This window comes from Rathayibacter sp. AY1A4 (assembly GCF_002930955.1).
Classification (GTDB): domain Bacteria; phylum Actinomycetota; class Actinomycetes; order Actinomycetales; family Microbacteriaceae; genus Rathayibacter.
In genome coordinates, this window is the sequence record NZ_PSTN01000012.1 from 1 (window position 1) to 26,471 (window position 26,471).

Here is a 26,471-nt window from a genome sequence, read left to right on the forward strand (position 1 = left end):
CCGGTACTAATAAGCCGATAACTTGATAATCACTACACTCATACTGTTGTAAAGGCTGGTAGGAGTGGTCAGAGATTGCTTGCGTCCACTTTGTGGTTCTCAGAAGACGGGCACCCCGCATCCTCCTTCGGGAGGAGCGGAACAATTGAATACACGCACGGCGTGTAACCCAGATTTGACCATGTGCCCTCGGGTGCGTGTGTCGCCAGGGTTACGGCGGCCATAGCGAGAGGGAAACGCCCGGTCACATTCCGAACCCGGAAGCTAAGACTCTCAGCGCCGATGGTACTGCAGGGGGGACCCTGTGGGAGAGTAGGACACCGCCGGACACCATTCACGATGGCCACCCAGAAATGGGTGGCCATCGCTGTTTAACCGGTCGGTCTCTGTTCGAGGAGGAACAGGGCCGGCTGGAGCGACGATGACCGTCGTCGCCCGACTCCGGAACGAGGAGCAGCGATGACTCAGCACGACCCGACGCCCTCTCCGGAATCGAGGCCGCTCCAGAACGGCTTCGACGTCGTGGAGGAACACGTCCTGTCAGACGAGCTCCTCCGGATCGAGCAGGCTGCGCTCAATGAGAGGGCAGCCGGATACGTCCAGCTGCAGGAGCAGCTGCGCATCCGACTCGAGAACGCGGACCGCGACCGATGACCGACGACTCGCGACTCGACTCGGCTCTCGCCGAGCGGGGCATCGCCCGGTCCCGCACCCATGCCGCTCGGATGATCGCCGACGGTCTGGTGACGGTGGACGGTGTCCCTGCACTGAAGCCCTCGATCCGCGTCCGCGACGATCAGGACGTCGCGGTCGCCGGCCTCGACCACTACGTCAGCCGGGCCGCCCACAAGCTGCTCGCCGCCCTCGACACCTTCGTGACGGTGCGAGTCGGCGGCCGGAACGCTCTCGACGTCGGGGCGTCGACGGGCGGGTTCTCGCAGGTCCTGCTCGAGCGCGGCGCCGCCTCGGTGATCGCCCTCGACGTCGGGCACGCGCAGCTCGCTCCCCGGATCCGGTCCGACGATCGCGTCCACGTGGTGGAGGGGTTCAATGCGCGGGATCTCACCGCCGCCCGGCTCGCCGAAGCCGCCAGGACCGAGATCGTGCCGGACCTGGTCGTGTCCGACGTTTCCTTCATCTCCCTGCGGATGGTTCTGCCTCCGGTCGCCGCCTCTGTGGATCCGCTCGCCGACTTCGTGGTGCTGGTGAAGCCGCAGTTCGAGGTCGGCCGCTTGGGAGTGCGGGAGGGGATCGTCCGGGATCCCGAGCTGCGTCGCGAGGCCCTCTCGGACGTCCTGTGGTCGGCGTGGGACCTGGGGCTCGGCGTCGTCGGGCTGGCCGAGTCGCCACTCCCGGGGGGCGCTGGGAATCGCGAGTATCTGGCGCACCTCCACCGCGACCGCGGAACGATTCCGACAGAATGGAGGGACGCGGTCACCGCGCTCACCACCGGGTGACGCGATCGTGTCCGCCGCTGTCGACCGACCAGAAGGACACACCCTCGATGCAGTCCCCTCGTGACGAGCGCAACATCCTCGTCGTCGCCCACACCGGACGGACGGACTCCCTCGATGCGGCGGTCCTCGTCGTCGAGCGTCTCCGGAACTCCGGCGCCCACCCCGTCCTCTGCGCCGACGACAAGGGCGACATCGTCGCGGTCGCTCCGGATCTGAGCGACGTCGCCGTGCTCGGGTCCGACGTGCCGCTCGAGTCCATCGAGCTCGTGTTCGTGCTCGGCGGGGACGGGACCATCCTCCGCGCGGCGGAGATCGTCCGGTCCGGGACGGCCCCTCTGCTCGGCGTGAACCTCGGCCACGTCGGGTTCCTCGCCGAGAGCGAGCGGGACGATCTCGACGACGCGGTCGCCCGTGCGCTCGACGGCGACTACGCGGTCGAGGAGCGGATGACCTTGCAGGTGCGCGTCAAGATCGACGAGGCCGTCGTCTACGAGACCTGGGCGCTCAACGAGGCCACCGTCGAGAAGGGCAGTCGCGAGCGGATGCTCGAGGTCATGGTGGGCGTCGACGGACGTCCGCTGTCGAGCTTCGGCTGCGACGGCATCGTCGTGTCCACTCCGACCGGTTCCACCGCTTACGCCTTCTCCGGGGGCGGCCCCGTCGTGTGGCCGACCGTCGAGGCGATGCTCCTCGTTCCGCTCAGTGCCCATGCGCTCTTCGCACGGCCCCTCGTCGTGGGTCCGTCGTCGAGCCTCGCCGTCGAGGTCAAGGAGAGGACCGACGGCGTCGGCGTCCTCTGGGCCGACGGCCGGCGCGCCTACGAGCTGCCGCCGGGAGCGCGCGTCGTCTACCGTCGCTCGCCCGTGCCCGTGCGCTTCGCGCGCCTGCACGACGCCCCCTTCACCGATCGACTCGTGCACAAGTTCGGTCTCCCCATCCGCGGATGGCGGGGGTCGGCGGAGACGGAGTAAGGCCCGATGCTCGAAGAGCTGCAGATCCGCGACCTCGGAGTGATCGCCGAGGCGACGCTCCCGCTCGGACCGGGCTTCACCGCGGTCACCGGCGAGACCGGCGCCGGCAAGACGATGGTGGTCACGGCGCTCGGCCTCGTGCTGGGCGCGCGCTCTGACGCGTCCGCGGTGCGCTCGGGAGCGAAGCAGGCCTGGGTGTCGGGGCGCTGGCTGGTCCCAGAGCGGGGCCCGGTCGCCGAGCGGGTCCACGACGCCGGCGGCGATCTCGACGGCCCGGAGCTGCTCCTCGCGCGCTCGGTCTCGGCGGAGGGACGCGGGCGAGCCGTCGTCGGCGGCCGGAGCGCACCGGTCAGCGTGCTGAGCGAGCTCGCCGATCAGCTGGTCGTCGTGCACGGGCAGTCGGACCAGATCCGCCTCCGCTCCGCCGCGGCGCAGCGTGAGGCGCTCGACCGGTTCGGCGGACCCGGTCTCGCCGACGCCCTCCGCGACTACGCGAGCGCCTTCGAGCGCTGGCGGGCCAACCGGGAGGAGCTCGACTCGCTCACCGAGGCCCGGGAGACGCGCGCCCGCGAAGCCGAACGGCTCCGCTCCGCCCTCGCCGAGATCGAGGTGGTCGCCCCCCAGCGCGGGGAGGACGTCGAGCTCGCGGCGCAGTCCGCCCGGCTCGGGAGCATCGAGCAGCTCCGGCTCGCCGCCGGCGAGGCCCGCGAGGCGATCTCGTCCGAGGAGCTGGACGGGCGGGACGCGCTCGGGCTCCTCGAGACGGCGCGGCGCGTGCTGGAGCGGGCGGCCGAGCACGACGCCGCCCTGCAGCCGACGGTCCAGACGCTCGGCGAGGCGGCGGTGCTCCTCGTCGACGCCGCCGGCGGGCTCTCCTCCTACCTGGCGGAGCTCGACCTCGACGGCGCGCACGACCTGGAGCTGATCGAGAACCGGCGGGCGGAGCTGTCTCTGCTCGCCCGCACCTACGGACCGACCCTGGACGACGTGCTCGACCTGGTGGACTCCTCCGGACTCCGCCTGCTCGAGCTCGACGGCGACGACGAGAGGATCGCGGCTCTCGAGGCCGACACCGCGGCCGACGCGGACCTCGTCGACCGCCTCGCGACCCGGCTGACCGAGCTGCGGACCGCGGCGGCCGCCGAGCTGGGGGAGCGGGTCAGCGACGAGCTCACCGCGCTGGCCATGGCGGATGCGCGCCTGCACGTGAAGGTGACGGCCGCGGGGGAGCCGAGCGTCCACGGGCGCGACTCCGTCGAGATGCTGCTCCAGCCGCACACCGGGGCCGCACCCCGGCCCCTCGCCCGCGGAGCCTCGGGAGGCGAGCTCTCGCGGGTGATGCTCGCGATCGAGGTCGTGGTCGCCGCCAACGACCCCGTGCCGACGTTCGTCTTCGACGAGGTCGACGCAGGGGTCGGCGGAGCGGCGGCGATCGAGATCGGCCGACGGCTCGCGCGGCTCGCCGAGACGTCGCAGGTCATCGTGGTGACCCACCTCGCGCAGGTCGCCGCATTCGCCACGAACCACCTCCGCGTCGAGAAGGGCTCGGACGGCGCGGTGACCTCGAGCGCCGTGACGCAGCTCGACTCCGAGGAGCGGGTGTCCGAGATGGCGCGCCTGCTCTCGGGGCTCACCGACTCCGCCAACGCTCTCGCTCATGCGCGGGAGCTCCTCGAATCGAGTCGGCGGGGCTGATCGCGAGCGGCCCGGGACGACATCGATCCGTCCCGGGCGGTCCGCCGCCGCCGTTCTGCTGTTACGGTGGAACCCCGTGGTGGACTTTACGAACGCGGGCCTTTCCTCTTCTTCTCCCTCGGATCCCGAGGGCTCCTCCGGGTCCTCGACCCGGAACGCTTCGACGGCCGGGCAGGACGCCCCCTCGAAGATCACGAAGCACATCTTCGTCACCGGCGGTGTCGTCTCCTCGCTCGGCAAGGGACTCACGGCCGCGAGCCTGGGCAACCTGCTGACCGCGCGCGGGCTGCGCGTCGTCATGCAGAAGCTCGACCCGTACCTCAACGTGGACCCGGGGACGATGAACCCGTTCCAGCACGGCGAGGTCTTCGTGACCGACGACGGCGCCGAGACCGATCTCGACATCGGCCACTACGAGCGCTTCCTCGACATCAACCTGAACCAGGCCGCGAACGTCACGACCGGCCAGATCTACTCGCGGGTCATCGCGCGGGAGCGCGCCGGCGAGTACCTCGGCGACACGGTCCAGGTCATCCCGCACATCACGGACGAGATCAAGCGGCGCATGCGCCTCCAGTCGGAGGACGACCCGCAGCCGGACGTCATCATCACCGAGATCGGCGGCACCGTCGGCGACATCGAGAGCCAGCCGTTCATCGAGTCGGCCCGCCAGGTCCGCCACGAGCTCGGCCGCCGCAACGTCTTCTTCGTGCACGTCTCGCTGGTGCCCTTCATGGGCGCCTCCGGCGAGCAGAAGACCAAGCCCACCCAGCACTCCGTCGCGGCGCTGCGCTCGATCGGCATCCAGCCGGACGCGCTGGTGCTGCGGAGCGACCGGCCCGTGTCGGAGTCGAACAAGCGCAAGATCGCGCTGATGTGCGACGTCGACGAGCAGGCCGTGGTCAACGCCAAGGACGTCGCGTCGATCTACGAGATCCCGCAGATGCTCAACGAGCAGGGCCTCGACGCCTACATCATCGACCAGCTGGGCCTCCCGGCCGGCGAGGTCGTCTGGGACGGCTGGTCGCGACTGCTCGAGGCCGTGCACGAGCCCAAGCACGAGGTCACCATCGGCCTGGTCGGGAAGTACATCGACCTGCCCGACGCCTACCTCTCCGTGACGGAGGCTCTGCGAGCCGGCGGCTTCGCGCAGCAGACGAAGGTCGCCATCCGCTGGATCGCCTCCGACGGGCTCGAGGACCCCGAGGCTGCGGCCAAGGCGCTCTCCGAGCTCGACGGCATCTGCGTGCCCGGCGGCTTCGGCATCCGCGGCATCGAGGGCAAGCTCGGCGCGCTGCGCTTCGCGCGGGAGAACGGGATACCGACCCTCGGGCTCTGCCTCGGCCTGCAGTGCATGGTCATCGAGTACGCCCGCAACGAGGCCGGCCTCGAGGGGGCCTCGTCGTCGGAGTTCGACCCGGAGACGGAGTTCCCCGTCATCGCGACGATGGCCGAGCAGGTCGAGATCCTCGCGTCCGGGGACATGGGCGGCACGATGCGCCTCGGCCTCTACACGGCCGAGCTCGCCGAGGGCTCGATCGTCGCCGAGGTGTACGGCGCACCTGAGGCTGCCGAGCGCCACCGTCACCGCTACGAGGTCAACAACCGCTACCGCGACCGGATCGCCGAGGCGGGGCTCCGGTTCTCGGGCCTCTCGCCCGACGGCCACCTCGTGGAGTACGTCGAGCTGCCCCGCGAGAAGCACCCCTACTACGTGGGCACGCAGGCGCACCCGGAACTCCGCTCGCGCCCGAACGCCGCGCACCCGCTCTTCCGCGGCCTCGTGACCGCCGCCCTCGAGCGCCAGGAGGCCTCGCGCCTCTTCCCGGCATCGGAGGCGGGCGCCGATGAGTGAGCCGCTGTCGGACGAGCTCGTCGAGCCGGAGGTCCTGACCAGTGAGCGCGTCTTCGACGGGATGGTCTGGGGCGTCCGCGCGGAGACGTTCCGCTACGGCGGCGGCGAGCTGCGCCGGGAGTTCCTCGATCACACGGGAGCCGTCGCGGTGCTGGCCCTCGACGACGAGGACCGCGTCGCCCTGATCAAGCAGTACCGGCACCCGGTCCGCACCCGCGAGTGGGAGATCCCGGCCGGCCTGCTCGACGTCGAGGGCGAGGATCCGCTGGTCGCCGCTCAGCGGGAGCTGGGCGAGGAGACGGACCTGCAGGCCGAGCGCTGGGACCTGCTCTCGGAGTTCGCGACCTCGCCGGGCGGCAGCGACGAGGTCATCCGGATCTACCTGGCCCGCGGGCTCTCGTCCACAGGCTCCGCCTTCGACCGCGAGGCGGAGGAGGCCGACATGGAGCTGCGGTGGGTGCCGCTGGACGAGGCGGTCGAGGCGGTCCTCGCCCGCCGGGTGCAGAACCCCTCGCTGACGATCGCGGTGCTCGCGGCGCACGCGTTCCGCTCGCGCGACTGGGACGGGCTGGGCGACGCGTCCTCGCCGTGGACGCGCCACCCGCGGGTCCGCCACCCCCGGGGGTGAGCCCCCGCGCCTGCGCCGAGGCGTACCTCCGGCAGGCGAGCGTGGAGCGCGGGCTCTCGGCGCACACGCTCGCGGCCTACCGGCGCGACCTGGAGCTCTACCTCGGCTGGCTCGAGGAGCGCGGGACCGTCGATCTGGCGCAGCTCGGACGGGTCGACGTGGGGGAGTTCTCCTCCTGGCTGGCCGCACACCCGGAGCGGCCGCTCGCGGCGAGCTCGCGCGCACGGATCCTCTCGAGCGTCCGAGGGCTGCACCGCTTCGCCCTCGAGGAGGGGGTCGTCGCGGACGACGTGGCCCGGGACGTGGTGCCGCCGAAGATCCCGATGACCCTGCCGAAGGCGGTCACGGTCGAGCAGATGGCGGCACTGCTCGACGCGGCGCGCGGCGAGGAGCTCGCGGACCTGCGGGACCGGGCCCTGCTGGAGCTGCTCTACGCGACGGGCGCGCGCATCTCGGAGGCGGTGGACCTGAACGTCGACGACGTGGTCGCCGCGGAGGTGGTGCGGCTGACGGGCAAGGGGTCCAAGCAGCGGATGGTGCCGCTCGGCCGCTTCGCCCGCGAGGCGGTCGACGAGTACCTCGTCCGTGCGCGGCCCGAGCTCTCGCGGAGGGGGCGCGCGACGCCGGCGCTCTTCCTGGGGGTCCGCGGGAGCCGCCTGTCGCGGCAGAGCGCCTGGCTGGTCATCCGCGCCGTCGCCGAGAAGGCCGGGCTGGACCGGGAGATCTCGCCGCACACCTTCCGGCACTCCTTCGCGACCCACCTGCTCGCGGGCGGCGCCGACGTCCGCGTGGTGCAGGAGCTCCTCGGGCACGCCTCGGTGGCGACGACGCAGATCTACACACTGGTGACGGCGGACACGCTCCGGGACGTCTACACGTCCGCGCACCCGCGAGCGCGGCGCTAGAGCCGCGGCCCCGCGCGGCGGGGCGCGGCGGCCGAGGAGCGGGGCGCCGGTACACTCGTCGGAGGCCGCGCGGGAGCGCACGCCGCCACGGAAGCGAGGACGACGCAGGTGACACGCAAGACGGACGACAAGGCCGAGCTCACCGGTCTCGAAGCCCCGACGCTCGGCCCGACCGGCCGCCCCCTGCGCGACTTCCCGCTGCCGGTGGAGCTCACCGGTCACGGCCCCGCCCGGATCATCTCGCTCTGCAACCAGAAGGGCGGCGTCGGCAAGACGACGACGACCATCAACCTGGGCGCGACCCTCGCCGAGTACGGCCGCCGCGTGCTGGCCATCGACTTCGACCCGCAGGGCGCCCTCTCGGCCGGCCTCGGGGTCACCACCTACGACGCCATCACGATCTACGACCTGCTCCTCGGCACCGTGAAGGACCCGGCCGAGGCGATCCGGAGGACCCGCGTGCCGGGCCTGGACGTCATCCCGGCCAACATCGACCTCTCCGCCGCCGAGGTCCATCTCGTCAACGAGGTCGCGCGCGAGCAGATCCTCGCCCGCGTGCTCCGCAAGGTGAGCGCGGACTACGACGTCATCCTGATCGACTGCCAGCCCTCGCTGGGTCTGCTCACGGTCAACGCGCTCACCGCGAGCCACGGCGTCCTCATCCCGCTCGAGTGCGAGTTCTTCGCGCTGCGAGGCGTCGCCCTGCTGATCGAGACGATCGACAAGGTCCGCGACCGGCTCAACCCGGTGATCGAGCTCGACGGCATCCTGCCCACGATGTACGACTCCCGCACCCTGCACTCGCGTGAGGTGCTCGACCGGGTGGTCGACGCCTTCGGCGACAGCGTGCTCGAGACGGTGATCGGCCGCACGGTGAAGTTCCCGGACGCCAGCGTGTCCGGCGTCCCGATCACCCAGTTCGCGCCCGAGCACAACGCCGCGAAGGCGTACCGCAAGCTCGCCAGGGAGCTGATCTCGCGTGGCGCGGTCGCCTGAGGTCCTCCTCGAGGAGCGCGCCGCTCCCACCGGGTTCCACCTCGCGCTGACCAACTTCGAGGGTCCGTTCGACCTCCTGCTGAGCCTCATCGCGAAGCAGCAGGTCGACATCACCGAGATCGCGCTGAGCGCCGTGACGGACGAGTTCCTCTCGTACCTGCACGGGATCGACTCGCTCGAGGGGCTGGATCGCGCGTCGGAGTTCCTCGTCGTCGCCGCGACTCTCCTCGACCTGAAGATCGCCGGACTCCTGCCTCAGGGCGAGCTCGTGGACGCCGAGGACGCGGCGCTGCTGGAGGCGCGAGACCTGCTGTTCGCCCGGCTCCTGCAGTACCGCGCCTTCAAGCAGGTGTCGTCGTGGTTCGCCGAGCGGATCGCGATCGAGACCGCCCGCCACGTGCGGGACGTGCCTCTGGAGGAGGAGTACCGGTCCGCGAAGCCGGAGCTCGTCTGGACCCTGTCGCCCGCCGACTTCGCCGCCCTCGCGACCGTCGCCCTCGCTCCGCGCGAGCTGCCGACGGTGGGCCTGGACCACCTGCACGCCCCGCAGATCAGCATCCGGGAGCAGGCCGCGCACGTCGTGGCGATGCTGCGCGCCCGCGGGAGGGCCACCTTCGGCGAGCTGATCGCGGACGCCGACGAGAAAGGCGTGATCGTCGCGCGCTTCCTGGCCGTGCTCGAGCTCTACCGGCACGCCGCGATCTCGTTCGACCAGCCGGAGCCGCTCGGCGAGCTCACGCTGCGCTGGGTCGCCGAGCAGTGGAGCGATGCGAGCCTCGCCGCGCTCGGAGCCGACTATGACTCCTGACGCCGGCCCCGGGACCGTCGCCTTCGAGATCGACCGGGCGATCGAGGCGATCCTGATGGTCGCGGACGAGCCGCAGCCGCTCGCCTCCCTCGCGACCGCGCTGTCGAGGCCGATCGCCGTGGTCCGCCAGTCGATCGAGCGCCTGGTCGCCGACTACGACGGCGCCGACGGAGCGATCCGCCGGGGCTTCGAGCTGCGCGAGGTCGGTGCCGGCTGGCGGATCTACGTGCGCCGCGAGTACGACCCGGTGGTCAAGGACTTCGTCCTGACGCAGAACCCGACGCGGCTCTCGCAGGCGGCGCTCGAGACGCTCGCCGTGATCGCCTACAAGCAGCCGGTCTCACGCGGTCAGGTCGCGCAGATCCGCGCGGTCAACGTCGACTCCGTCGCGCGCACCCTCCTCGGCCGCGGCCTCATCGCGGAGGTCGGCCACGACCCCGAGACGGGCGCGGTCCTCTACGGCACCACCGAGCAGCTGCTCGTGCACCTCGGCCTCACCTCGCTCGACGAGCTGCCGAAGATCTCCCCCCTACTGAGCGACGGAAGAGACGGATTCGATGAGCGCGCCTGACAGCGGCCCCGACGGCGAACGACTGCAGAAGGTCCTCGCGGCAGCGGGGGTCGCCTCCCGACGAGTGGTCGAGGAGATGATCGTGGCGCGGCGGATCCGCGTCAACGGCGAGGTGGCGGACGAGCTCGGCCGCCGCATCGATCCGGCAACCGACCGGATCGAGGTCGACGGGGTCGCGGTGCAGCTGGACACCTCGCGCCGCTACGTCATGCTCAACAAGCCGATCGGCGTCGTCAGCTCGCTGGCGGACGAGAACGGACGCACCGACCTCAGCCTCTACACGAAGAACTTCGAGGAGCGGCTGTTCAACGTCGGGCGCCTCGACGCCGAGACCTCGGGCCTGCTCGTGCTGACCAACGACGGCGAGCTCGCCCACGTCCTCGCGCACCCGTCGTTCGGAGTGACGAAGACCTACATCGCGAAGGTGCACGGGCAGGTCCTCCCGCAGACGATCGCGACGCTGACCTCCGGGATCGAGCTCGACGACGGACCGGTGGCCGCCGACAAGGCGCGTCTCCTCGGCCGGCCGGAGGGCCGCTCGAACGCCTCGCTCGTCGAGATCACCCTGCACTCCGGTCGCAACCGGGTCGTCCGCCGGATGATGGCGGCGGTCGGCCACCCGGTGATCGAGCTCGTCCGGCGCCAGTTCGGGCCGCTGCACCTGGGCACCCTGCGCTCGGGCGATCTGCGCGACCTGACCCGGGAGGAGCTGGGCGCGCTGCTCACGATCGCGCGGCAGGGCGGCGAGGCGGTGGCGGCCGCTCCCGCGGTCCCCTCGAAGAAGGCGAGCGCGGGTGCGCGGCGGCCCCGGCCTGACAGCGGCGAGCGCGTCGCCCCGGCGGAGCGCGGCTCGGCCGGGCGATCCTCGGATCGCGGCGGATCGTCCGGACGGTCGTCCGACCGCGGCGGCTCGGCGGGACGGTCGTCCGATCGCGGCGGCTCCTCCGCCGGCGGCGGGCGGAGCGACGGTCCTCCGCGCCGGTCCGGCGCCGACAAGCAGCGCCGCGCCGATCGCTAGGCTGTCGGGGTGAACGAGCTCCTGCACCCCGCGCCGCCCGCGATGCGGACGACCGGGACGGTGCGGGTGGTCGGCTCCGGACTGCTCGGCGCCTCCATCGGCCTCGGCCTCGCCTCCCGCGGGATCGACGTCGTCCTCGACGACGCCTCGCCCGCGAGCCTCTCCCTCGCCATCGACTACGGGGCCGGCCGCGCCGCCTCCGCCGACGACCGGCCCTCCGTCGTCGTCGTCTGCGTCCCCCCTGACGTCACCGCGAGCGTCGTCGAGCGCGAGCTCGCGGCGCACCCCGGAGCCGTCGTCACCGACGTGGCGAGCGTCAAGACCCAGCCGCTGCGCGAGCTGCGCTCCCGCGGCGTCGACCTCGCCCGCTACATCGGCTCGCACCCGATGGCCGGCCGCGAGCGCGGCGGACCGGTCGCCGCGCGGGGAGACCTCTTCGTCGGCAGACCCTGGGTGATCTGCCGCGACGGCGAGACCGCGCCCGACGCGCTCGCAAGGGTGGAGGGCCTCGCTCTCGACCTCGGCGGCACCATCGTCGAGATGGACCCGGAGGAGCACGACCTCTCGGTCGGCCTCGTCTCGCACGCCCCGCAGGTGATCTCGTCACTGCTCGGCCAGCGCCTCCTCGACGCCCCGAACGCGGCGCTCCGCCTCGCCGGGCAGGGCGTCCGCGACGTCTCGCGCCTGGCGGCCTCGGCCCCCGAGCTCTGGATGCAGATCCTGGCCGCGAACCGCGAGCACGTCGTCGCGGTGCTCGACGCCTTCCGCGACGACGTCGCTGCGGTGGCCGACGCGCTCCGCGACCTCGAGGCGCCCGGCTCGCGCCGCGTGCTCGCCGAGCACCTCGCCGCGGGCAACGCCGGAGTGGCGCGCCTGCCCGGCAAGCACGGCCAGGACCAGCGCTTCTCGACCCTGATCGTCCTCGTCGACGACTCTCCCGGAACCCTCGCGCGGCTCCTGGTGGAGATCGGCGAGGCGGGCGTCAACCTCGAGGACGTGCGCCTCGAGCACGCGCAGGGGCGTCGAGTGGGTCTCGCCGAGATCTCGGTGGTGCCCGAAGCGGTCGCGCCGCTGACCGAAGAACTGACCATACGCGGCTGGAGGATCGCCGGATGAGCACCGAGCAGAACAGGCAGGAGGGCGGCCTGAACAGGATGACGCCCGCCCGCCGGGCACAGCAGAGCATCCCGGAGGACGGGGGCGCGGCTCCCGAGCGCGAGGCGCGCTCCGAGGCCGCCGAGCAGGGCGACTTCGGCGAGGCCGTCGTGGTCGCCATCGACGGCCCGGCCGGCAGCGGCAAGTCCAGCGTGTCGAGGGCTGCCGCCCGCCGCCTCGACTTCGAGTTCCTCGACACGGGAGCGGCCTACCGCGCGCTCGCCTGGCACGGGCTCGACCGCGGCCTCGACTTCGAGGACCAGGACGCGATCGTCGACGCGCTCGACGGCTTCGACTACTCCATCGGCACCGACCCCGAGTCGTACTCGGTGTGGGTCGGTCCGACCGAGGTGACCGCCGCCATCCGCGAGCCCCGGGTGACCGCGCGCGTCTCGGCCGTGGCGAAAGTCCCCGAGGTCCGTCGGAGGATCACCCTGCTGTTCCGGAGGATCATCGGCGAGACGCGCCGGGAGGGCATCATCGTCGAGGGCCGCGACATCACGACGGTCGTCGCACCGACCGCTCCGGTCCGGATCCTGCTGACGGCGAGCGAAGAGGCTAGAATGGCCAGGCGTTCGCGCGAGGTCACCACGGAATCCGCCGAGGCGACGGGTCAGGCGCTGCGGTCGAGGGACCGCGCCGACTCGCAGGTGGTCGACTTCATGAACGCCGCAGAAGGAGTCACTCTTCTCGACTCCACTCATCTCGACTTCGAGCAGACCGTCGACGCGGTCGTCGCCGAGGTCCGAACTTCGAGAGCAAGGGCCGGTCATGGCACAGGACACGCACGTCGGTGACGACGAGCTGAACTTCGGAGACGACGACCTCGTCGAGCGCCTCGGCGACCTCGACGAGCAGCTCGCCTCCTCACGCGCGCAGGCGCTCCGGAGCGGACTCGAGGACTACGACCTCGACGAGGAGGACCTCGACCTCCTCGAGTTCGCCGGGGAGGACTCGGACGAGGTCCGCTACCTCCCCGCCCTCCCGGTCGTGGCGATCGTGGGCCGCCCCAACGTCGGCAAGTCCGCGCTGGTGAACCGCATCCTCGGCCGCCGCGAGGCCGTCGTCGAGGACACCCCGGGCGTCACGCGCGACCGCGTGTCCTACAAGGCGGAGTGGATCGACCGGGCGTTCACCATCGTCGACACCGGCGGCTGGGAGCCCGACGCCCGCGGCATCGACGCCTCCGTCGCCATGCAGGCCGAGATCGCCATCGACCTCGCCGACGCCGTCATCTTCGTCGTCGACGCGAACGTCGGCGCGACCGCGACCGACGAGCACGTCGTGAAGCTGCTGCGCAAGACGAAGAAGCCGGTCTTCCTCGCCGCCAACAAGGTGGACGACGCCCGCCAGGAGCCGAACGCCGCCTCGCTGTGGTCGCTCGGCCTGGGCGAGCCCCGCCCCGTCTCGGCCGTCCACGGCCGCGGCGTCGCCGACCTGCTCGACGCGGTGCTCGAGAAGCTGCCTCTGGAGTCGGCCGTCGCCAAGCGCGAGGTCGGCGGACCGCGCCGCGTCGCGATCCTCGGCCGCCCGAACGTCGGCAAGTCCAGCCTGCTCAACAAGGCCGCGGGGGAGGAGCGGGTCGTCGTCAACGAGCTCGCCGGCACCACGCGCGACCCGGTCGACGAGCAGGTCGAGATCGCCGGCAAGGTCTGGCGCTTCGTCGACACCGCGGGCATCCGCCGCCGCGTGCACCTCCAGCAGGGCGCCGACTTCTACGCGTCGCTGCGCACCTCGACGGCGCTCGAGAAGGCCGAGGTCGCCGTCGTCGTCCTCGACGTCTCGCAGCCGATCTCGGAGCAGGACGTCCGCATCATCGACCTGGTGCTGGAGTCGGGCCGGGCGCTCGTGCTCGCCTTCAACAAGTGGGACCTCCTCGACGACGAGCGCCGCCGCTACCTCGAGCGCGAGATCGAGACCGACCTCGCCCACGTGGCGTGGGCGCCCCGCGTCAACATCTCGGCCCGCACCGGCCGCCACCTCGAGAAGCTCGTGCCGGCGCTCGAGCTCGCCCTCGAGTCGTGGGACACGCGCATCCCGACGGGCAAGTTCAACGCGTTCCTCGCCGAGCTCACCGCGGCGCACCCGCACCCCCTCCGCGGAGGCAAGCAGCCCCGCGTGCTCTTCGGCACGCAGGCCTCGTCGCGCCCGCCGACATTCGTCCTCTTCACGACCGGGTTCCTCGACCCGGGCTACCGCCGCTACATCGCGCGCCGCCTGCGCGAGATCTACGGCTTCCAGGGTTCGCCGGTGAACGTCAACATGCGCGTCCGCGAGAAGCGCGCGCGCTGAGCGCAGCCGCACCGTGTCCGGCCCGTGGGAGCTCCTCCCGCGGGCCGTCCGCGTCTCCGGGAGGAGCGGTCGTCGAGTCGAGGGGCGGATGCCGCTCCGATGCGGCTCGATCGAGCGGGTCGGCCTCGTCGCGAGCGGGAGTGACGGGCGGCGCGGTGCTGCCGAAGGCCCAGCGGCCTCCCTCGAACCGAGCGGTCGTCTCTCCGAGCGGGCGTCGGCAGGGCCGGGAGGCCGATCAGTCGCCCGTGGCGAAGGGCCACCACGGCGGCAGGAGCCGTCGGTAGGCGGCGAGGTAGCTCCCGGGATCGCGGGGCTCGGGCAGGCGGAGCCACTGCTCCATCAGGCCGACGGAGCCCGCCGCGAGGAACGAGGCCGTCGCGTCCTCGAGGAACCCGAGCGGTGCTTCCGCGGCCGGGACGTCGAGGATCCCGGTGTCGAGCGTCGCGGAGACGGCGGTGCGGAAGTGCCCCGCGAGCATCGCGCGGAGGCCCGAGTCGCCGCCGGGGGCGTCGAAGGCGCGGAGGTAGAGGTCGCGGTGGCCGTCCAGGTGGCCGAGGACGCGGGAGGTGCCCTCGCGGATGCTCGCGTCGGTCGCGGCGCCGCTCCGGAGCTGCTGCAGGTAGCCCTCGCGGATCGCGTCGAGCTCGTCCTGCAGGGCGGCGCAGAGCAGTTCTGCGGCGGAGGAGGCGTGGGCGTAGAAGGTGGAGCGGTTCACGCCGGCGAGATCCGTGATCTCGGAGACGGTGAGGGTGGCGACGTCGCGGCCGGTCGCGAGTTCGATGATGGCCCGGTGCAGGGCCACCTGTGATCGCTTCTGCCGCGCATCCACTGCTGACGCCTCCCGAGCTGCCGACGGCGCGTCGACCCGTGCCGACGCGTTCCGCGCAGCGAGTCTACGGGGCCCGCTCGTTTTCACTTCCGGCGTCGGCATCCGCTAAGGTAGTCGAGTTGCCCGGGCCTCGGCCCGGTCTGCCACGGGCTGTGGCGCAGCTTGGTAGCGCACTTGACTGGGGGTCAAGGGGTCGCAGGTTCAAATCCTGTCAGCCCGACGGAAAGCCCTGATGAGACCACTGGTCGTCGTCAGGGCTTCCGTCGTTTCCGGGCCTCGTCGTGAGGCTACGGGCCGCTCACCGGAGCGCTGCGGCGACCTCGGCGAAGGCCTCGCGACGTCGGGCGGAGCGCGCCTCCCGCTCGGCGGGATCCCGTGCCCAGAGCGCCTGTCGTGACGGGTGGAAGGTGCGGATCACCGTGAGGCCGCGCTCGCGCTCGATCGCCGGGTGCCGCCTGAGGAGGCGCCGCCAGCCGTGATCGGCGTCGCCGCCCTGCAGGAGGACCACCTCGACGTCGGGGGCGAGCGCGAGCAGATGCAGGACGGTCTCGACGCCGGCGTCGAGCTGCTCGGCGTTCGGCGCCTGGTTGATGTACCAGGGGTAGGCGTTCCACGGCAGCAGGTCGACGGGAGCGAGGCCCACCTCGTCCATCAGCCCGGCCATGAGCTCGGCCGTCGGGTCGTCGTTCTCGGTGCAGAGGAAGCCGCTTCCGACGCCGTCCTGAGTGGCGGGGCCGGGATCGCGGAGGACGCTGAGCACGCGCGCCTCCACTCCGCCGTGCAGGGGAGCGACGTAGGGCAGCCAGCCGCGTCCGTAGGGGTTCCGCAGCTCGTCGACCCAGCGGTTCACGGGAGCCACGTGCGGTGCGTAGCGCTGCTCCCACTGGGCGCGGCGGAAGGAGAGGTCGGCCATGGAACGGGGCATGTCCGCACCCTAGAGGGTCACCGGGGCGGCGCGGCACCCTTCCTGGTCGTCGGCCGTGCCGGCGGCGTCCGGACTGAGAAGCCGGAGCGGCACGCACGGCGTCTCCCCGACCGCCCGCAAGGGCGGCGGCAGGCCGGCTCCCTAGCGTCGGTGGACGTGACCCACTCCGCTCCGCTCGCCCGCTGGTGGCGCGAACCCTGGTGGGCGCGGCTCACCCTCCTCGCGATCCTGTGCGGATCGACGGTCCTCACCGGCTGGAATCTCGCCCGGGGCGGAGACGCCGTCTTCTACGAGGCGGCGGCACGGTCGATGTCGGAGTCGTGGCACGCGCTGGCGTTCGGAGCCTTCGATCCCGCCGCCACGGTGACGCTGGACAAGCTGGCGGGGTTCGCGGTGCCGCAGGCGCTGAGCATCCGACTGTTCGGCATGTCGACGTCGTCGATCGCGCTGCCGCAGCTGATCGAGGGGCTGATCACGGTCGCGGCGTGCTCGGTCGTCGGGCTCCGGTGGGGCGGCCGGGGGCTCGGGCTGGTCGCGGCGGCAGCGGCGGCGAGCACGCCGATCTTCGTGTCGATGTTCGGGCACCCGATGGAGGACGGCCTGCTGACGGCAGCGCTCGCCGTCGCGCTGATGTGGTGGCAGCGCGCGGTGCTGACGGAGCGGTGGTGGCCTCTCCTGTTGGCCGGGCTGTCCATCGGGATCGGCTTCCAGGCGAAGATGATGCAGGCCTGGTTCGTCCTGCCGGCGCTCGTGGTGGCGACTCTCGTCGGGGTGCACGGGTGGCGCCGAGCCCTCGCCTGGGCGGGCGGGCTCCTGGCCGTCGCGGTGGGCGCCTCCGTGGCGTGGACGGTCGCGATCCAGGCGGTGCCCGCGGGCGGCCGGCCGTACATCGACGGGTCGACGGGGAACGACGTGCTCGCGATGGTGTTCGGATTCAACGGGCTCGACCGGCTGATCTCGGGCGCGGTGCCCGGCGCCGTCGTCGCATCCGCCCACGTCGCGGCGATGGGCGGAGCCGCCGGATCGTCGCCGGTGAAGCTGCTGCTCGCGCAGTACGCGACGCAGGTCGGTTGGCTGTATCCCGCGGCGCTCGCCGGGCTGGTGCTCGGCGCGGTGCGCTGGTGGCCGCGGCGGGAGAGGCGGGGAGACGCGCGCGGTGCCTTCGCCCTCCTGGTCTGCCTCGCGGTGTGGCTGGTGACGGCGGCGGGCGTGCTCTCGGTGGCGACGGTGCCGCACACGGCGTACGTCGCAGCGATCGGAGTGCAGCTGGCGCTCCTCGCGGCGCTGGGCTGGGCGGAGGCGGTGCGGCTGCTCGCGTCGACCCGGGTCGGCGCGCGGCTGGTGCTGCCGCTCCTCCTGGTCGGGCAGACGGCGTGGAGCGCGGCGCTCGCCGTGGGCGGGCAGCTGCCGTCGGTGCTGGGCCTGCCGCTCGCGGCGCTCGCCGGAGCAGGGCTCGTCGTGGTCGCGGTGGCGGCCCGGTGGAGTAGGGGCGGTGCGGCGGCGAGCAGAGGCGCGGCCCGGCATCGTTCGATCGCGCTCGCAGCGGCCGTCGTGATCCTGGCAGGGCCGATCGCGTTCAGCCTCCAGGTGCTCGACGCGTCCCTCGACGGGTCGGGCGGGGACGCGCTCGTCGGCCTGCGCTTCCCGCAGAGGGCCGAGACCTCGGCTCCGTTCGCGGTCTCGTCGCCGGACGCGGTCGGCGGGCACGACTCGATGACCGCCGACGAGACCGCACTGGTCGCCGCTGCTCGTGCCGCCGGCGGCGGGGTGGACGGAGCGCCCCTGTTCCTCACCGACTCCTGGGCGATCTCGGCGCCGATCATCACGGCGACCGGCGCGAGCGTGCTCACCGACGGCGGCTACTCCGGCCAGGCGCGGGTCTTCACCGAGCAGGACGTCGCCGGGATGATCGCGGCAGGACGCACGCCTCTGCTGGTTCTGAAGAACTCGGCGCCACCGACCGAGTCGGTGCGGAAGGCCGTGGTGGCGGACGGATGCACACAGCTGCAGGAGTGGGGGCCGGCGGCGACGGAGTCGGGAGAGCACGCCTCCGCGGTCACCGGGTTCTCGTTGTGGCGGTGCGTGGCGATGCCGCACGGCTCGGCGGGCGGGGTGTCGGGTGCCGGCCAGTGACGCCGTAGGGCAGTTCTCGCCTGGACGAGATCGGCTCCCGCCGGAACGATCGCCCTCGTCCTTGCGCTCGACGGGTCAGGCCAGGCCGAGGAGGTCGAGCGTCCAGGCGTGAGCGAGGACGTTCTCCTGGTGGGACTCCTCGGGCGTCAGTCCGCTGAGGTGACCGCCCGAGGTCGCACGGAGGACGACGTGCGCGGGATCGTCGCGCTCAGCCACTGCCCGGTAGGCGCTTGCGAATTCCGCGATCGCCGACGCGTCGACTCGGGCATCGCGGAGACCGGCTCGAATCCACGCGCGCGGAAGCGGTCGGCTCCGCCCCACCATTGTGGCGATCGTCGCGAGTGGAGAGAGCCCGCTCGCGAGGATCCAGTCAGGGTCACCGAACTCCTCACGGTCGGACGCCGCCGCGGCTGCGGAGCGATCATCGAGCGCGCCGACGGGATCGAGGAAGGGATGCACGAGGTGGAGGCCACGGAGTTCTGCGGGGCGACGGAGGCAGACCGTCGCAGCGACCAGCGCGCCCGCGCTCGCCGCGGTGAGAAGGAGCCGGTGCGAGTCGATCCCTGGAAGCTCACGAAGCAACGCCAGGCAGGCGAGGAGGTCCTCGATCGGGCGCTCGCGGCCGAGGCCGGTCGCCTGCCGATGCCACTCCGGGCCGTTCTCTCCGCCCCCGCGGACATGGCAGTAGGCGATCGCGGCTCCGCGCGCGAGGAGGTCGTCCGTGAAGGGATCGAACGGCCCCTCGAGGCTGATGCCGTAGGCGCCGTAGACGTGGACGACGACGGGACAGCTGTCGGCGCCGTCAGGAGTCATCAGGGTGAGCGGGACGAGGGTGCCGTCCCGGCTCGGCGCAGTGAGTGACGTGACCTTCATCCGTTCTGTGACCTCGGTGGCGAGTGCCTTACCCGATACAGGGGTGACGCAGTGGGCGCGGTGAGCAGGGGAGGAGACGAGCATGATCGGGTGGCGGGTGATCGGATCGACGGCGGGAACAAGGGTCCCGGCCGCCGGCGCGAGCCAGAGCGCGTCTGCCCCGCCGCCGGGCAGCCACACCGCTCTCCTGCCGGACGACCGACCGAGTACGAAGAGCTCACCCTGGGCCTCCTGCAGGTGCTCCGCCTGAAGGGCCTTCGGAACGGGAACCTCGAGAGGACGCGTCGAGCCGGTTATCCGGACGACTCCGTGCCGTCGATACAGGACCGCGAGGCCGCCCCTGCAGGCGGAGACATCCGCGTTCTCCGTGCCGAGGTCGAGGCGACGGCACGTCGGGGGACTGCTCTCCTCTCCGGTCAGCACCCAGTACCGGGAGTCGCGCGCCCCTCTCGATGCGAGTACGGCGATCGCCCCGGCGACGCTGCGCAGATCGAGCCTCCGAGCCTGATCGGGCTCTTCGAGCAGCACGTGGGGAGTCGTCAGGCTGCGATGCCACCAGACCGCCTGCCAGGGCCGACCCGCGTCGTTCCGCCTTATCCAGAGGAATCCATCCGAGAACGATCGGATGCGCGGGGAGACGGGGCGCTCGTCCTGAACGATCTCGACGGCTCCGCTCCTGGTCGCGACGGCGACGCGGATGCGGTGATGCTCATCACCGTCCTGATCGCTCACAAGTGCGAAAGCGGCGGCGCCCGGCGAGAGCACCAGAGACTCCTGCGGTGCGATGACGAGGGTGTGCTGCACGGGGCGCCCGTCGGGATCCCGGAGGAGCACCTGCCGGGGGCCTGTCGGCTCCGCGGCTGCGCTCGACGGCTGCAGAGCTGCGAGATGTCGCAGCCGTCCGGCGATCGCAGAAACCCGAGGCGGCAGTGCGTCGCGACCCGTGATCACGTCAGACACCCTGCTCACGCAACCTCGGTCCAGGGGGACGGCGAAGCCGAGCCTGCGCGGGAATCAGGAGGATCAGCGAGAGCACGATCCACGAGCCGATGAGGCCGAGAACGACGCTCGGGACCGGCCAGATCACTACCCCTTCGCCCAGTGCTGCGCGACTGACGAGCCAGCAGACCGCGCCGGTGGCGGCGACGGGTGCGGCAGCTGCTGTGGAAGCGGCGAGGGACATCGCGAGGCTCTCGGAGACGACGAGCCCGATGATCTGTCGGCGCTGCAGGCCCGCTGCCTGGAGCAGGGCGATCTCGCGCTCGCGGTTCTGCGCAGAGAGAGCGACGACAGTGGCGCTGGTGGCGAGCATCGACACGGCTACGACTGCGACGATCGTCAGAACATCGGTGAGATCGGCGCGGGTCCCGGGCCGGACCGCCGTCGTCATGGCGACGACGGACTCCACCGCGCACAGGAGCACGGCGATCGCCCCCAGCCCTGCCGTGAGCGGCGCGATCGTGGCGGTGCTGACCTGCACCCGGGCTGCTGCCGCGCGGATTCCGAGAGCCGCGACGACGAGACCCGATCGGGCGGAGAGCGCGTGCAGAGCCCGGAAGACGAGCGCGATCACCTCCGGGCAGAGGAGGTAGACGGCCACGAGGACGCTGCCTCCTACGTCGACGGCCAGGTTGAACATCGGCGCCGGTCCGGTCGCTCCGAGTTCTCGAGCAGAGGCGGATGCCGTGACAAGGCCGGAGGCGATGAGGAGGAGGGCGATGCCGCAGCCGATCCGCACCGCGCGCATCGCCGTACCCGGTCGACCGCTCCCGACTTCACGCAGCGCGGCGCTCGGCGGCGTGCGGGCGGCGCGGCGCGCGGGCAGGACTCCGCCCGCCAGAGCGGTGAGCGTGCCGAGCGCCAGCGTGACCACCGGAGCCCAGGGCGCGAGCGAGAAGCTCGGAAGATCGACCTCGGACGAGACGGCACCGTTGAATGCGGGAACCGCCCAGAACGCCAGCAGTGTCGAGAGGAGCGCTCCGATGCCGGCGCCGAGGAGACTCACGATGCCGAGCACGAGGAGAGTGACGACGAACACCTGGGCTCGGGAGGCGCCCAGCAGGAGCCAGAGCGCGTGCGTGCGTCCTGTGGCCAGAACGCTCGCTCGGCCGACGATCGTCAGGGCGACCCAGCCGACGAGCGCCACGACGGTGTAGATCGTGATCGAGAGGATCCGGAACTCCCCGAGCGCGACGCCGGCCTCCGTGACAGCGGCGGTGAATGCGGGGTCGCCGGTCCAGGCGAACTGCTGAACGCACAACCCGATCAGCGTCGCCATCAGGGCGACCACAGCGATCGCGGGAGACCATCGGCGCCACTCGTCGGCGAACAGGCGTACGACGTAACGGGACACGAGTCAGGCCCCGGCCTCTTCGATGATGCTCAGCAGCTCATGGCTGGTGCAGCGTCCGGTCGTCCGCACGGTCCGACCATCGTGCATCACCACGACCGTGTCCGCGAGGGCTGCGGCGTCGAGATCGTGCGTGACCATCACGATCATCTGGCCCTCGTCCGCCATCGTCCTCAGAGTCGACAGGACGACCCGCGAGCTCTGCGAGTCGAGGGCGCCGGTCGGCTCGTCGGCGAAGACGATGCCGGGCCGCCGTGCAAGGGCGCGGCAGAGAGCGGTCCTCTGCTGCTCACCTCCCGAGAGCGTTCGCGCCGGCGCACGGCGCCGGTCGCGCAGGCCGAACGATTCCACGAGTCCACCGATCAGGTCGTGCGGCACGGGTGATCGGTCGAGCCTGAAGGGGAGCGCGATGTTCTCCTCGACATCGAGGAAGGGCACGAGGTTGTACTGCTGGAACACGAACCCGATCTGGGCGCGGAGCATGCGAGCGCGATCGGCCGCTGACAGCCTGTTCACGTCCCGGCCGTTGACCTCGACGACGCCGGACGTCGGCCGGTCCAGTCCGCTGAGGCACATCAGGAGAGAGGACTTGCCGGAGCCGGAGCGTCCGACGACAGCGGTGAGCCCGCCCCCTTCCAGATCGATGTCGCAGCCCCGCAGGACGGTCGTCCGCTGCCGGCCTACGGTGATGACCTGCTCGACGGCTCGAGCCTGGAGGGTGGGGATCATGAGCGTTTCTCCTCGACGAAGGTGGGGACGTCTTACTCGTGAGACGCCCGCGATCCACGTCATGCTGGATCGCGGGCGCCCGGTAGCGACTATCAGCAGTTGCCCCACGTGATCGAGCTGGGCCAGCCCGGGCACGGCGAGATGACGCTGAAGGTGCTGACGCGCGCGGCGTCGTGCGCGTCGGCCTCACCTTCGAGGGTCTGGAAATCGAGGATCCGGTTCATGTGATCACCTCCTCTCCTCGTCTCGGGCCGACTCGGTCAGAGTCCGAACGGCAGGGCGGAGCGTCCGGTCTCGAGCTCGTCGAGCGCTGCGAGCACTCCGAGCGAGCCGGTCAGGTAGTCCGACGAGAGTCGGAGGTTCTGGTTGCCGCGGAAGAAGACGCCGGTGTCGTCGAGCACGGCGTGCAGGCGCAGCGACCGGACGTGCGAGCGGAGGACCTCCTCGAGTTCCGCGCTCGGGCGGTGCAGTACGCGGCGGCGGAGGTAGACGAGGAATCCGGACAGACCGTGGGCGAGTGAGGCCTGCGCGCACTGCTGGTAGGACGCGGCGGCGTCGATGGACGCGAGGGGATCGGCGAAGAGCTCCTCGCCCGTGACCCGCCGCAGCTCCAGGATCGCCAGGCCGGGCCCGGTCGAGCCGATCCCCAGGTAAGGAAGAGTCCTCCATCCCTCATCGAACTCGAGAGTGTTGTTCCGGGTGATCGCACAGCGCGCCAGATCGGCGTCGACGGCTCGTATCGCGAGCGTGATGTACAAGTCGTCGCCAGTGGCTTCGTGGAGTCGGGCGAACAGGATCGCGGCCGCAGACCATCCGTGCAGGAGGCCGACGGAGGCTCCTCGGACGTCCTCATCGAGCAGCGTGGTGAGATGGTGGGCCGCCTCCGACGGGTCCCCTCCGTCTGCGAGCTCGGCGAGCCCTGCACCGGCCCACCCCGACCACAGCGTCGGACCTGAAGGGGCGGCCGAGAGCCTGCGGTCGAGGACCTCGAGTGTGCGCGCGAGTCCTGCCTGGCGAGCCGCGTAGCGAATTCCCTCGCGTCCGCAGAGACCACGCGACCGCACCTGGGCCACGCGAGCGGCGAGCCAGTGATCGGCGGCCTCGAGGTCGACATCTCCGGATCGTCCTAAGACAGCGACGACTCCAGCCGCGCCGTAGGGGAATCCGGCACGGTGGTCCGCGCTGTCGCGGGCGAGGACAGGGATGTCTCCTGGAACGACCGGCGAGTCGTCCGTCCACTGAAGCACCGATGCGACACCGCGGGCGATCTGGCCGCGCAGCTGGTCGTCCGAGAGGGCGGCGAGTCGACCGACGTCTTCGTCGATCGACCTCTGACCGGAGGCGGGGAGTACGTCGAGGGTGGAGGTCCTGATCGACCGCAGCACAGCGGGCGGAACCGCGAGATCGTCTGCGGCTGCTCGGAGGAGCTGCTCGATCTTCGCGACGTTGCCCTGGTCGGCGATCGTCGCTTGGGGGAAGAGGAGATCGAGTTCGAGGATGCCGAGCGACCACTCGTCCGCTTCCGTCCCCTTCAGGCCTTCCAGGGGCTCGTAGCCGGGCGCTCCCTGGCGACAACGCCACTCCGGATCCATTCGATGCGCGAACTCGAAGTCGAGGAAGCACGGGTGCGTGCCGTTCTGCATGATGACGTTCTTCGGGTGGATGTCGCCGAGCAGCCATCCTGCGCGGTGCACGGAGGCGAGAGCGGCGTCGAGGCGAGCGACGGTCGTGGTCAGCCAGGAGGTGTATGCAGGGTCACCGACGCGCCACGGTGCTGGTCGGAGCAGCGGAGTCCTCGTCATCCATTCGCGCTTCAGATCGTTCCCCTCGATGTGCTCCATGACCAGGTATCGGTGCTCCCAGGCCGTGAAGGATCCGTAGAAGACGGGTACGCAGTCCAGGGACTGCAGATCGACGAGCACCTCCTCCTCATGAGCCAGGCGAGTCACGGCGTCGACTCCGTCGGCGTCCAACCCGGCGTGCGGGCGCGCCTCCTTGAGGACCACGATCGTCCCGATCGGCACGAATTCGTCGGTCGTCGCTTCAGCGAGATAGACACCACCACCGTTCGAGAAGTGCAGCGCTGAGAGCATCGTGAAGCCGAAGGCGACCTCTTCCTCGTTCTCCGCCCCGACAGTGACGGACTCCGGTAGTGAAGCCCACGGGGGAGGTGTGAACGTCGGCCGCCGGACGTCCTCCACCTCGTTCCCGTCCGGGTCGAGCACCGTCGAGACGAAGCCGCTCTCCGTCTCGGACGGGACGAAGGCGCCGTAACGGAAGTGCACAGGCCCGGACTTCCACCGCCGGTCGGACAGTACGTACGGGCCTCTGAACCCGCGAAGACGGACGTCGAGGTCCTCCAGCGCTCGGGCGAACTCGTCGTCCGAACCGGGATACACGGTGATGAACTTCCCAGCTCCCGCTCGATCGGCGTACTTGCCGTTCTGCATCAGAAGGTGAGAGGTGGTCGAGAGATGCTTGAAAGGCAGTCGGGAGGCGAAGCAGTAGCGTGCAGCAGCGGCGAGGACCTTCTCCGCGTCATCGAGTGTCGACGAGAGGTGGAGCTTCCATCCCTGACGAGGGAGGAGGCGACCGTCCGGCATCCAGTTCCGCCACGGCCGCGACTCCCTCACCTGCCAGTCCTCCGGAGCGAAGGACGCGACGTCGAAGGCGTCGCCATCGATGTCGTCCCCCTCCTCGGCGACCGCGTAGAACGGGTTGCCCGGGCGGCAGTACCGGAGATATTCGAGGTCGAGCGGCATCGCTTCCCTTTCCTGTCCGACTTGTCTCGCGGTGCGGGATGCGGCTCCCGGCGCTGACTTCGAGGCTAGGAAGGTCCGCAGTCGACCACCTCCCGCCGAAGTCACGGATGAGGATGACCGGAGTCACGGTGAGGGCGTGACTGCGGTCACGGGTCGGCATCCCGGAGTCGGAGCTACAGTTGTCGACATGGGCTCAACTCCGGAGACGGCGGCGGAGATCTCCGCGCCGTCAGCGGCAGGACACGAGCGGGTCGCGGTCGCGCCGTCCCCGTCGAGCACCGTGGACAGGACCGTCATCGCACTTCAGGCGATCGCCCTGTGCTGCCTCGTCCTGGCAGGGATCCTGGGCGTCGTGGACTCCGCGCAGAGAGGCACGGGTGCAGCGGTCGCGGTCACATGGCTCGCGCTGGTGCCTGTGATCGCCGGGCTCTGGGCCGTCCGGCCCCGACTGATCCGAGCGGGACACGGGGTCGCCGTGACGACGGTGTCCATCGTCGCGGCGACGCCGGTCGTCGTCTTCGGCCGGCTCGATTTCACGATCCCGGTCCTCCTCCTCGTCGTGGCGTTCGCGGTGGTCGACGTCTCGCTCCGCGCAGGGGCGCACGCGATGATCTGGATCGCCTCCGTCGGACTGGCCCTCCATGTCGGGGGCGCCGTCGGCTCGGGGAGGGCGCTGCTCTCCGGAGTGCTCGACGGTCTGCTCAACGTGGTGCCCGTGGCCGTGCTGATGTGCTTCGGGATCGCCCTGGGACTCTCTCTTCGCGGCTTCGAGAGCGAGCGATCCGCCGACCAGCGTGTGATCAGGCGGTTGCATCGCGCCTCCGAGACGGAGAAGGAGCTGCTGCTGTCGGACGAGCGCGCCCGGAGCGCACGCGAGCTCCACGACGGCCTCGGGTACAAGCTGACCCTCGTCTCGATGAGTCTCGAGCTCGCTGATCGCCTGCGCTCCGCCGATGCCGAGCAGGCGTGGGCCGAGGTCCGCACCGCCCGATCCACGTCGAGCGAGGCTCTCGCGGACATGCGGATGTGGGTACGAGCGCTCAGTCCCTTCCGGGACGCGGGCGCCCGCGGCCTGGCTGCGCTGGAGTTGATCGCGGAGTCCTTCCGCGGCACGGGCGTGACCGTGGATGTGGTCGGCGACGAGGCGTCGGACCGTGTGCTCACCAGCGACGATGAGACCGCGCTCGTCGTCTACCGAGGCGTGCAGGAAGGGCTGACGAACGCTCTGCGGCACGGCGCTGCCCGCAGAGTCCGCATCGATATCGAGACGGACGACGTCCGGCTCGAGCTCTCGCTGCTCAGCGACATCGGCGCGGGAAGGAGCAGCGGGATCAGCGACGGCGAGCCTGTGCTGGGGTTCGGGCTGCGCGGCCTCGACGATCGCGCGACGGCTCGCGGAGGTCGGTTGACGGCGCGGCGCATCGGCGACCGGTTCCTCCTGCGCCTCTCGATCCCTCTCGGAGGCGCCGACGGGGAACGGGAGAGCCGCGCCTCGTGACGGAGACGACACCGAGGCGAG

At 71.4% G+C, this 26,471-nt stretch carries 22 protein-coding genes, 1 tRNA gene, 1 rRNA gene and 1 pseudogene; 18 read left to right on the plus strand and 7 right to left on the minus strand.

Annotated features, from left to right (window positions below; genetic code table 11):
* Positions 1-212 precede the first annotated feature (212 nt).
* The 15 genes and pseudogenes from rrf (at position 213) to der (ending at position 14,351) form a co-directional block, all read left to right on the plus strand.
* Positions 213-329, plus strand: a 5S ribosomal RNA gene (rrf, locus tag C5B92_RS08770).
* Positions 330-459: 130 nt separating this feature from the next.
* On the plus strand, positions 460-654 hold the full coding sequence (locus tag C5B92_RS08775; RefSeq protein WP_104255449.1) for a hypothetical protein: 195 nt from the start codon (positions 460-462) through the stop codon (positions 652-654).
* Positions 651-1,457 (plus strand): TlyA family RNA methyltransferase, encoded by an 807-nt coding sequence (locus tag C5B92_RS08780; RefSeq protein ID WP_104255450.1) that lies wholly within the window; start codon positions 651-653, stop codon positions 1,455-1,457. The genes C5B92_RS08775 and C5B92_RS08780 overlap by 4 nt, the downstream gene beginning before the upstream one ends.
* A 47-nt stretch (positions 1,458-1,504) precedes the next feature.
* On the plus strand, positions 1,505-2,428 hold the full coding sequence (locus C5B92_RS08785) for an NAD kinase (RefSeq protein WP_104222498.1): 924 nt from the start codon (positions 1,505-1,507) through the stop codon (positions 2,426-2,428).
* Between the two features lie 6 nt (positions 2,429-2,434).
* Positions 2,435-4,123 carry a DNA repair protein RecN gene (gene recN, locus C5B92_RS08790; protein ID WP_104350293.1) on the plus strand — a complete coding sequence of 563 codons (1,689 nt, stop codon included), beginning with the start codon at positions 2,435-2,437 and terminating at the stop codon, positions 4,121-4,123.
* 190 nt (positions 4,124-4,313) lie between these two features.
* Positions 4,314-5,978, plus strand: a complete 1,665-nt coding sequence (locus tag C5B92_RS08795) for a CTP synthase (protein WP_104319010.1) — start codon at positions 4,314-4,316, stop codon at positions 5,976-5,978.
* Positions 5,971-6,606, plus strand: a complete 636-nt coding sequence (locus C5B92_RS08800) for an NUDIX hydrolase (RefSeq protein ID WP_104233392.1) — start codon at positions 5,971-5,973, stop codon at positions 6,604-6,606. The genes C5B92_RS08795 and C5B92_RS08800 overlap by 8 nt, the downstream gene beginning before the upstream one ends.
* Positions 6,603-7,511, plus strand: a complete 909-nt coding sequence (xerD, locus tag C5B92_RS08805; RefSeq protein WP_104350294.1) for a site-specific tyrosine recombinase XerD — start codon at positions 6,603-6,605, stop codon at positions 7,509-7,511. The genes C5B92_RS08800 and xerD overlap by 4 nt, the downstream gene beginning before the upstream one ends.
* A gap of 108 nt (positions 7,512-7,619) precedes the next feature.
* A complete protein-coding gene (locus tag C5B92_RS08810; protein WP_104222502.1) occupies positions 7,620-8,507 on the plus strand; it encodes a ParA family protein in 888 nt (295 codons plus the stop codon).
* Positions 8,491-9,315 carry a ScpA family protein gene (locus tag C5B92_RS08815; protein ID WP_104267431.1) on the plus strand — a complete coding sequence of 275 codons (825 nt, stop codon included), beginning with the start codon at positions 8,491-8,493 and terminating at the stop codon, positions 9,313-9,315. The genes C5B92_RS08810 and C5B92_RS08815 overlap by 17 nt, the downstream gene beginning before the upstream one ends.
* Entirely contained in the window at positions 9,305-9,886 is a 582-nt protein-coding gene (gene scpB / locus C5B92_RS08820) for an SMC-Scp complex subunit ScpB (protein WP_104238575.1), read from the plus strand. Before C5B92_RS08815 ends, scpB begins: the two co-directional genes overlap by 11 nt.
* Positions 9,873-10,643: pseudogene (locus tag C5B92_RS08825) on the plus strand (pseudouridine synthase); the annotation flags it as partial. The gene scpB and the pseudogene C5B92_RS08825, both read left to right, overlap by 14 nt.
* Before the next feature lie 303 nt (positions 10,644-10,946).
* Complete coding sequence (locus tag C5B92_RS08830) at positions 10,947-12,020, plus strand: prephenate dehydrogenase (protein ID WP_104222605.1); 1,074 nt, start codon at positions 10,947-10,949, stop codon at positions 12,018-12,020.
* A complete protein-coding gene (cmk, locus tag C5B92_RS08835; RefSeq protein WP_244229618.1) occupies positions 12,017-12,856 on the plus strand; it encodes a (d)CMP kinase in 840 nt (279 codons plus the stop codon). Before C5B92_RS08830 ends, cmk begins: the two co-directional genes overlap by 4 nt.
* Entirely contained in the window at positions 12,831-14,351 is a 1,521-nt protein-coding gene (gene der / locus C5B92_RS08840) for a ribosome biogenesis GTPase Der (protein WP_104222506.1), read from the plus strand. The genes cmk and der overlap by 26 nt, the downstream gene beginning before the upstream one ends.
* Positions 14,352-14,586: 235 nt before the next feature.
* Here the strand turns inward: der and C5B92_RS08845 are convergent, their stop codons facing one another.
* Complete coding sequence (locus C5B92_RS08845; RefSeq protein ID WP_104350295.1) at positions 14,587-15,153, minus strand: TetR/AcrR family transcriptional regulator; 567 nt, start codon at positions 15,151-15,153, stop codon at positions 14,587-14,589.
* A 173-nt stretch (positions 15,154-15,326) separates the two neighbouring features.
* Between C5B92_RS08845 and C5B92_RS08850 the strand changes: the two genes are divergently transcribed.
* A tRNA-Pro gene (locus tag C5B92_RS08850) sits at positions 15,327-15,400 on the plus strand.
* A 78-nt stretch (positions 15,401-15,478) separates the two neighbouring features.
* Here the strand turns inward: C5B92_RS08850 and C5B92_RS17670 are convergent.
* Positions 15,479-16,105 (minus strand): uracil-DNA glycosylase, encoded by a 627-nt coding sequence (locus tag C5B92_RS17670; RefSeq protein ID WP_104350296.1) that lies wholly within the window; start codon positions 16,103-16,105, stop codon positions 15,479-15,481.
* A 156-nt stretch (positions 16,106-16,261) separates the two neighbouring features.
* Between C5B92_RS17670 and C5B92_RS17790 the strand changes: the two genes are divergently transcribed.
* Entirely contained in the window at positions 16,262-18,238 is a 1,977-nt protein-coding gene (locus tag C5B92_RS17790; protein ID WP_104350318.1) for a glycosyltransferase family 39 protein, read from the plus strand.
* A 75-nt stretch (positions 18,239-18,313) separates the two neighbouring features.
* On the opposite strand, the gene C5B92_RS08865 is transcribed toward C5B92_RS17790, so the two are convergent.
* From C5B92_RS08865 to lanKC, 5 genes are all read right to left on the minus strand, one after another.
* Positions 18,314-19,915 (minus strand): prolyl oligopeptidase family serine peptidase, encoded by a 1,602-nt coding sequence (locus C5B92_RS08865; protein WP_146079288.1) that lies wholly within the window; start codon positions 19,913-19,915, stop codon positions 18,314-18,316.
* A 148-nt stretch (positions 19,916-20,063) separates the two neighbouring features.
* A complete protein-coding gene (locus C5B92_RS08870) occupies positions 20,064-21,464 on the minus strand; it encodes an FtsX-like permease family protein (RefSeq protein ID WP_104222528.1) in 1,401 nt (466 codons plus the stop codon).
* Between the two features lie 3 nt (positions 21,465-21,467).
* A complete protein-coding gene (locus tag C5B92_RS08875) occupies positions 21,468-22,190 on the minus strand; it encodes an ABC transporter ATP-binding protein (RefSeq protein WP_104350298.1) in 723 nt (240 codons plus the stop codon).
* Positions 22,191-22,282: 92 nt separating this feature from the next.
* Positions 22,283-22,414, minus strand: a complete 132-nt coding sequence (locus C5B92_RS17685; RefSeq protein WP_258059251.1) for a hypothetical protein — start codon at positions 22,412-22,414, stop codon at positions 22,283-22,285.
* Between the two features lie 36 nt (positions 22,415-22,450).
* Positions 22,451-24,952, minus strand: a complete 2,502-nt coding sequence (gene lanKC, locus C5B92_RS08880; protein WP_104350299.1) for a class III lanthionine synthetase LanKC — start codon at positions 24,950-24,952, stop codon at positions 22,451-22,453.
* Positions 24,953-25,139: 187 nt separating this feature from the next.
* On the opposite strand from lanKC, the gene C5B92_RS08885 reads away from it, so the two are divergent.
* Positions 25,140-26,450: a sensor histidine kinase gene (locus tag C5B92_RS08885; RefSeq protein ID WP_104350300.1), complete on the plus strand. Its 1,311-nt coding sequence runs from the start codon at positions 25,140-25,142 to the stop codon at positions 26,448-26,450.
* Positions 26,451-26,471: the final 21 nt, after the last annotated feature.

Bases quoted from the DNA above. Each gene is read 5' to 3' on its own strand.
- C5B92_RS08830 (WP_104222605.1), top strand. From the start codon at position 10,947: ATGCGGACGACCGGGACGGTGCGGGTGGTCGGCTCCGGACTGCTCGGC.
- C5B92_RS08800 (WP_104233392.1), top strand. From the start codon at position 5,971: ATGAGTGAGCCGCTGTCGGACGAGCTCGTCGAGCCGGAGGTCCTGACC.
- C5B92_RS08780 (WP_104255450.1), top strand. From the start codon at position 651: ATGACCGACGACTCGCGACTCGACTCGGCTCTCGCCGAGCGGGGCATC.
- C5B92_RS17685 (WP_258059251.1), bottom strand. From the start codon at position 22,414: ATGAACCGGATCCTCGATTTCCAGACCCTCGAAGGTGAGGCCGACGCG.
- scpB (WP_104238575.1), top strand. From the start codon at position 9,305: ATGACTCCTGACGCCGGCCCCGGGACCGTCGCCTTCGAGATCGACCGG.
- C5B92_RS08875 (WP_104350298.1), bottom strand. From the start codon at position 22,190: ATGATCCCCACCCTCCAGGCTCGAGCCGTCGAGCAGGTCATCACCGTA.
- recN (WP_104350293.1), top strand. From the start codon at position 2,435: ATGCTCGAAGAGCTGCAGATCCGCGACCTCGGAGTGATCGCCGAGGCG.
- cmk (WP_244229618.1), top strand. From the start codon at position 12,017: ATGAGCACCGAGCAGAACAGGCAGGAGGGCGGCCTGAACAGGATGACG.
- lanKC (WP_104350299.1), bottom strand. From the start codon at position 24,952: ATGCCGCTCGACCTCGAATATCTCCGGTACTGCCGCCCGGGCAACCCG.
- der (WP_104222506.1), top strand. From the start codon at position 12,831: ATGGCACAGGACACGCACGTCGGTGACGACGAGCTGAACTTCGGAGAC.
- C5B92_RS08885 (WP_104350300.1), top strand. From the start codon at position 25,140: ATGGGCTCAACTCCGGAGACGGCGGCGGAGATCTCCGCGCCGTCAGCG.
- C5B92_RS08775 (WP_104255449.1), top strand. From the start codon at position 460: ATGACTCAGCACGACCCGACGCCCTCTCCGGAATCGAGGCCGCTCCAG.
- C5B92_RS17670 (WP_104350296.1), bottom strand. From the start codon at position 16,105: ATGCCCCGTTCCATGGCCGACCTCTCCTTCCGCCGCGCCCAGTGGGAG.
- C5B92_RS08785 (WP_104222498.1), top strand. From the start codon at position 1,505: ATGCAGTCCCCTCGTGACGAGCGCAACATCCTCGTCGTCGCCCACACC.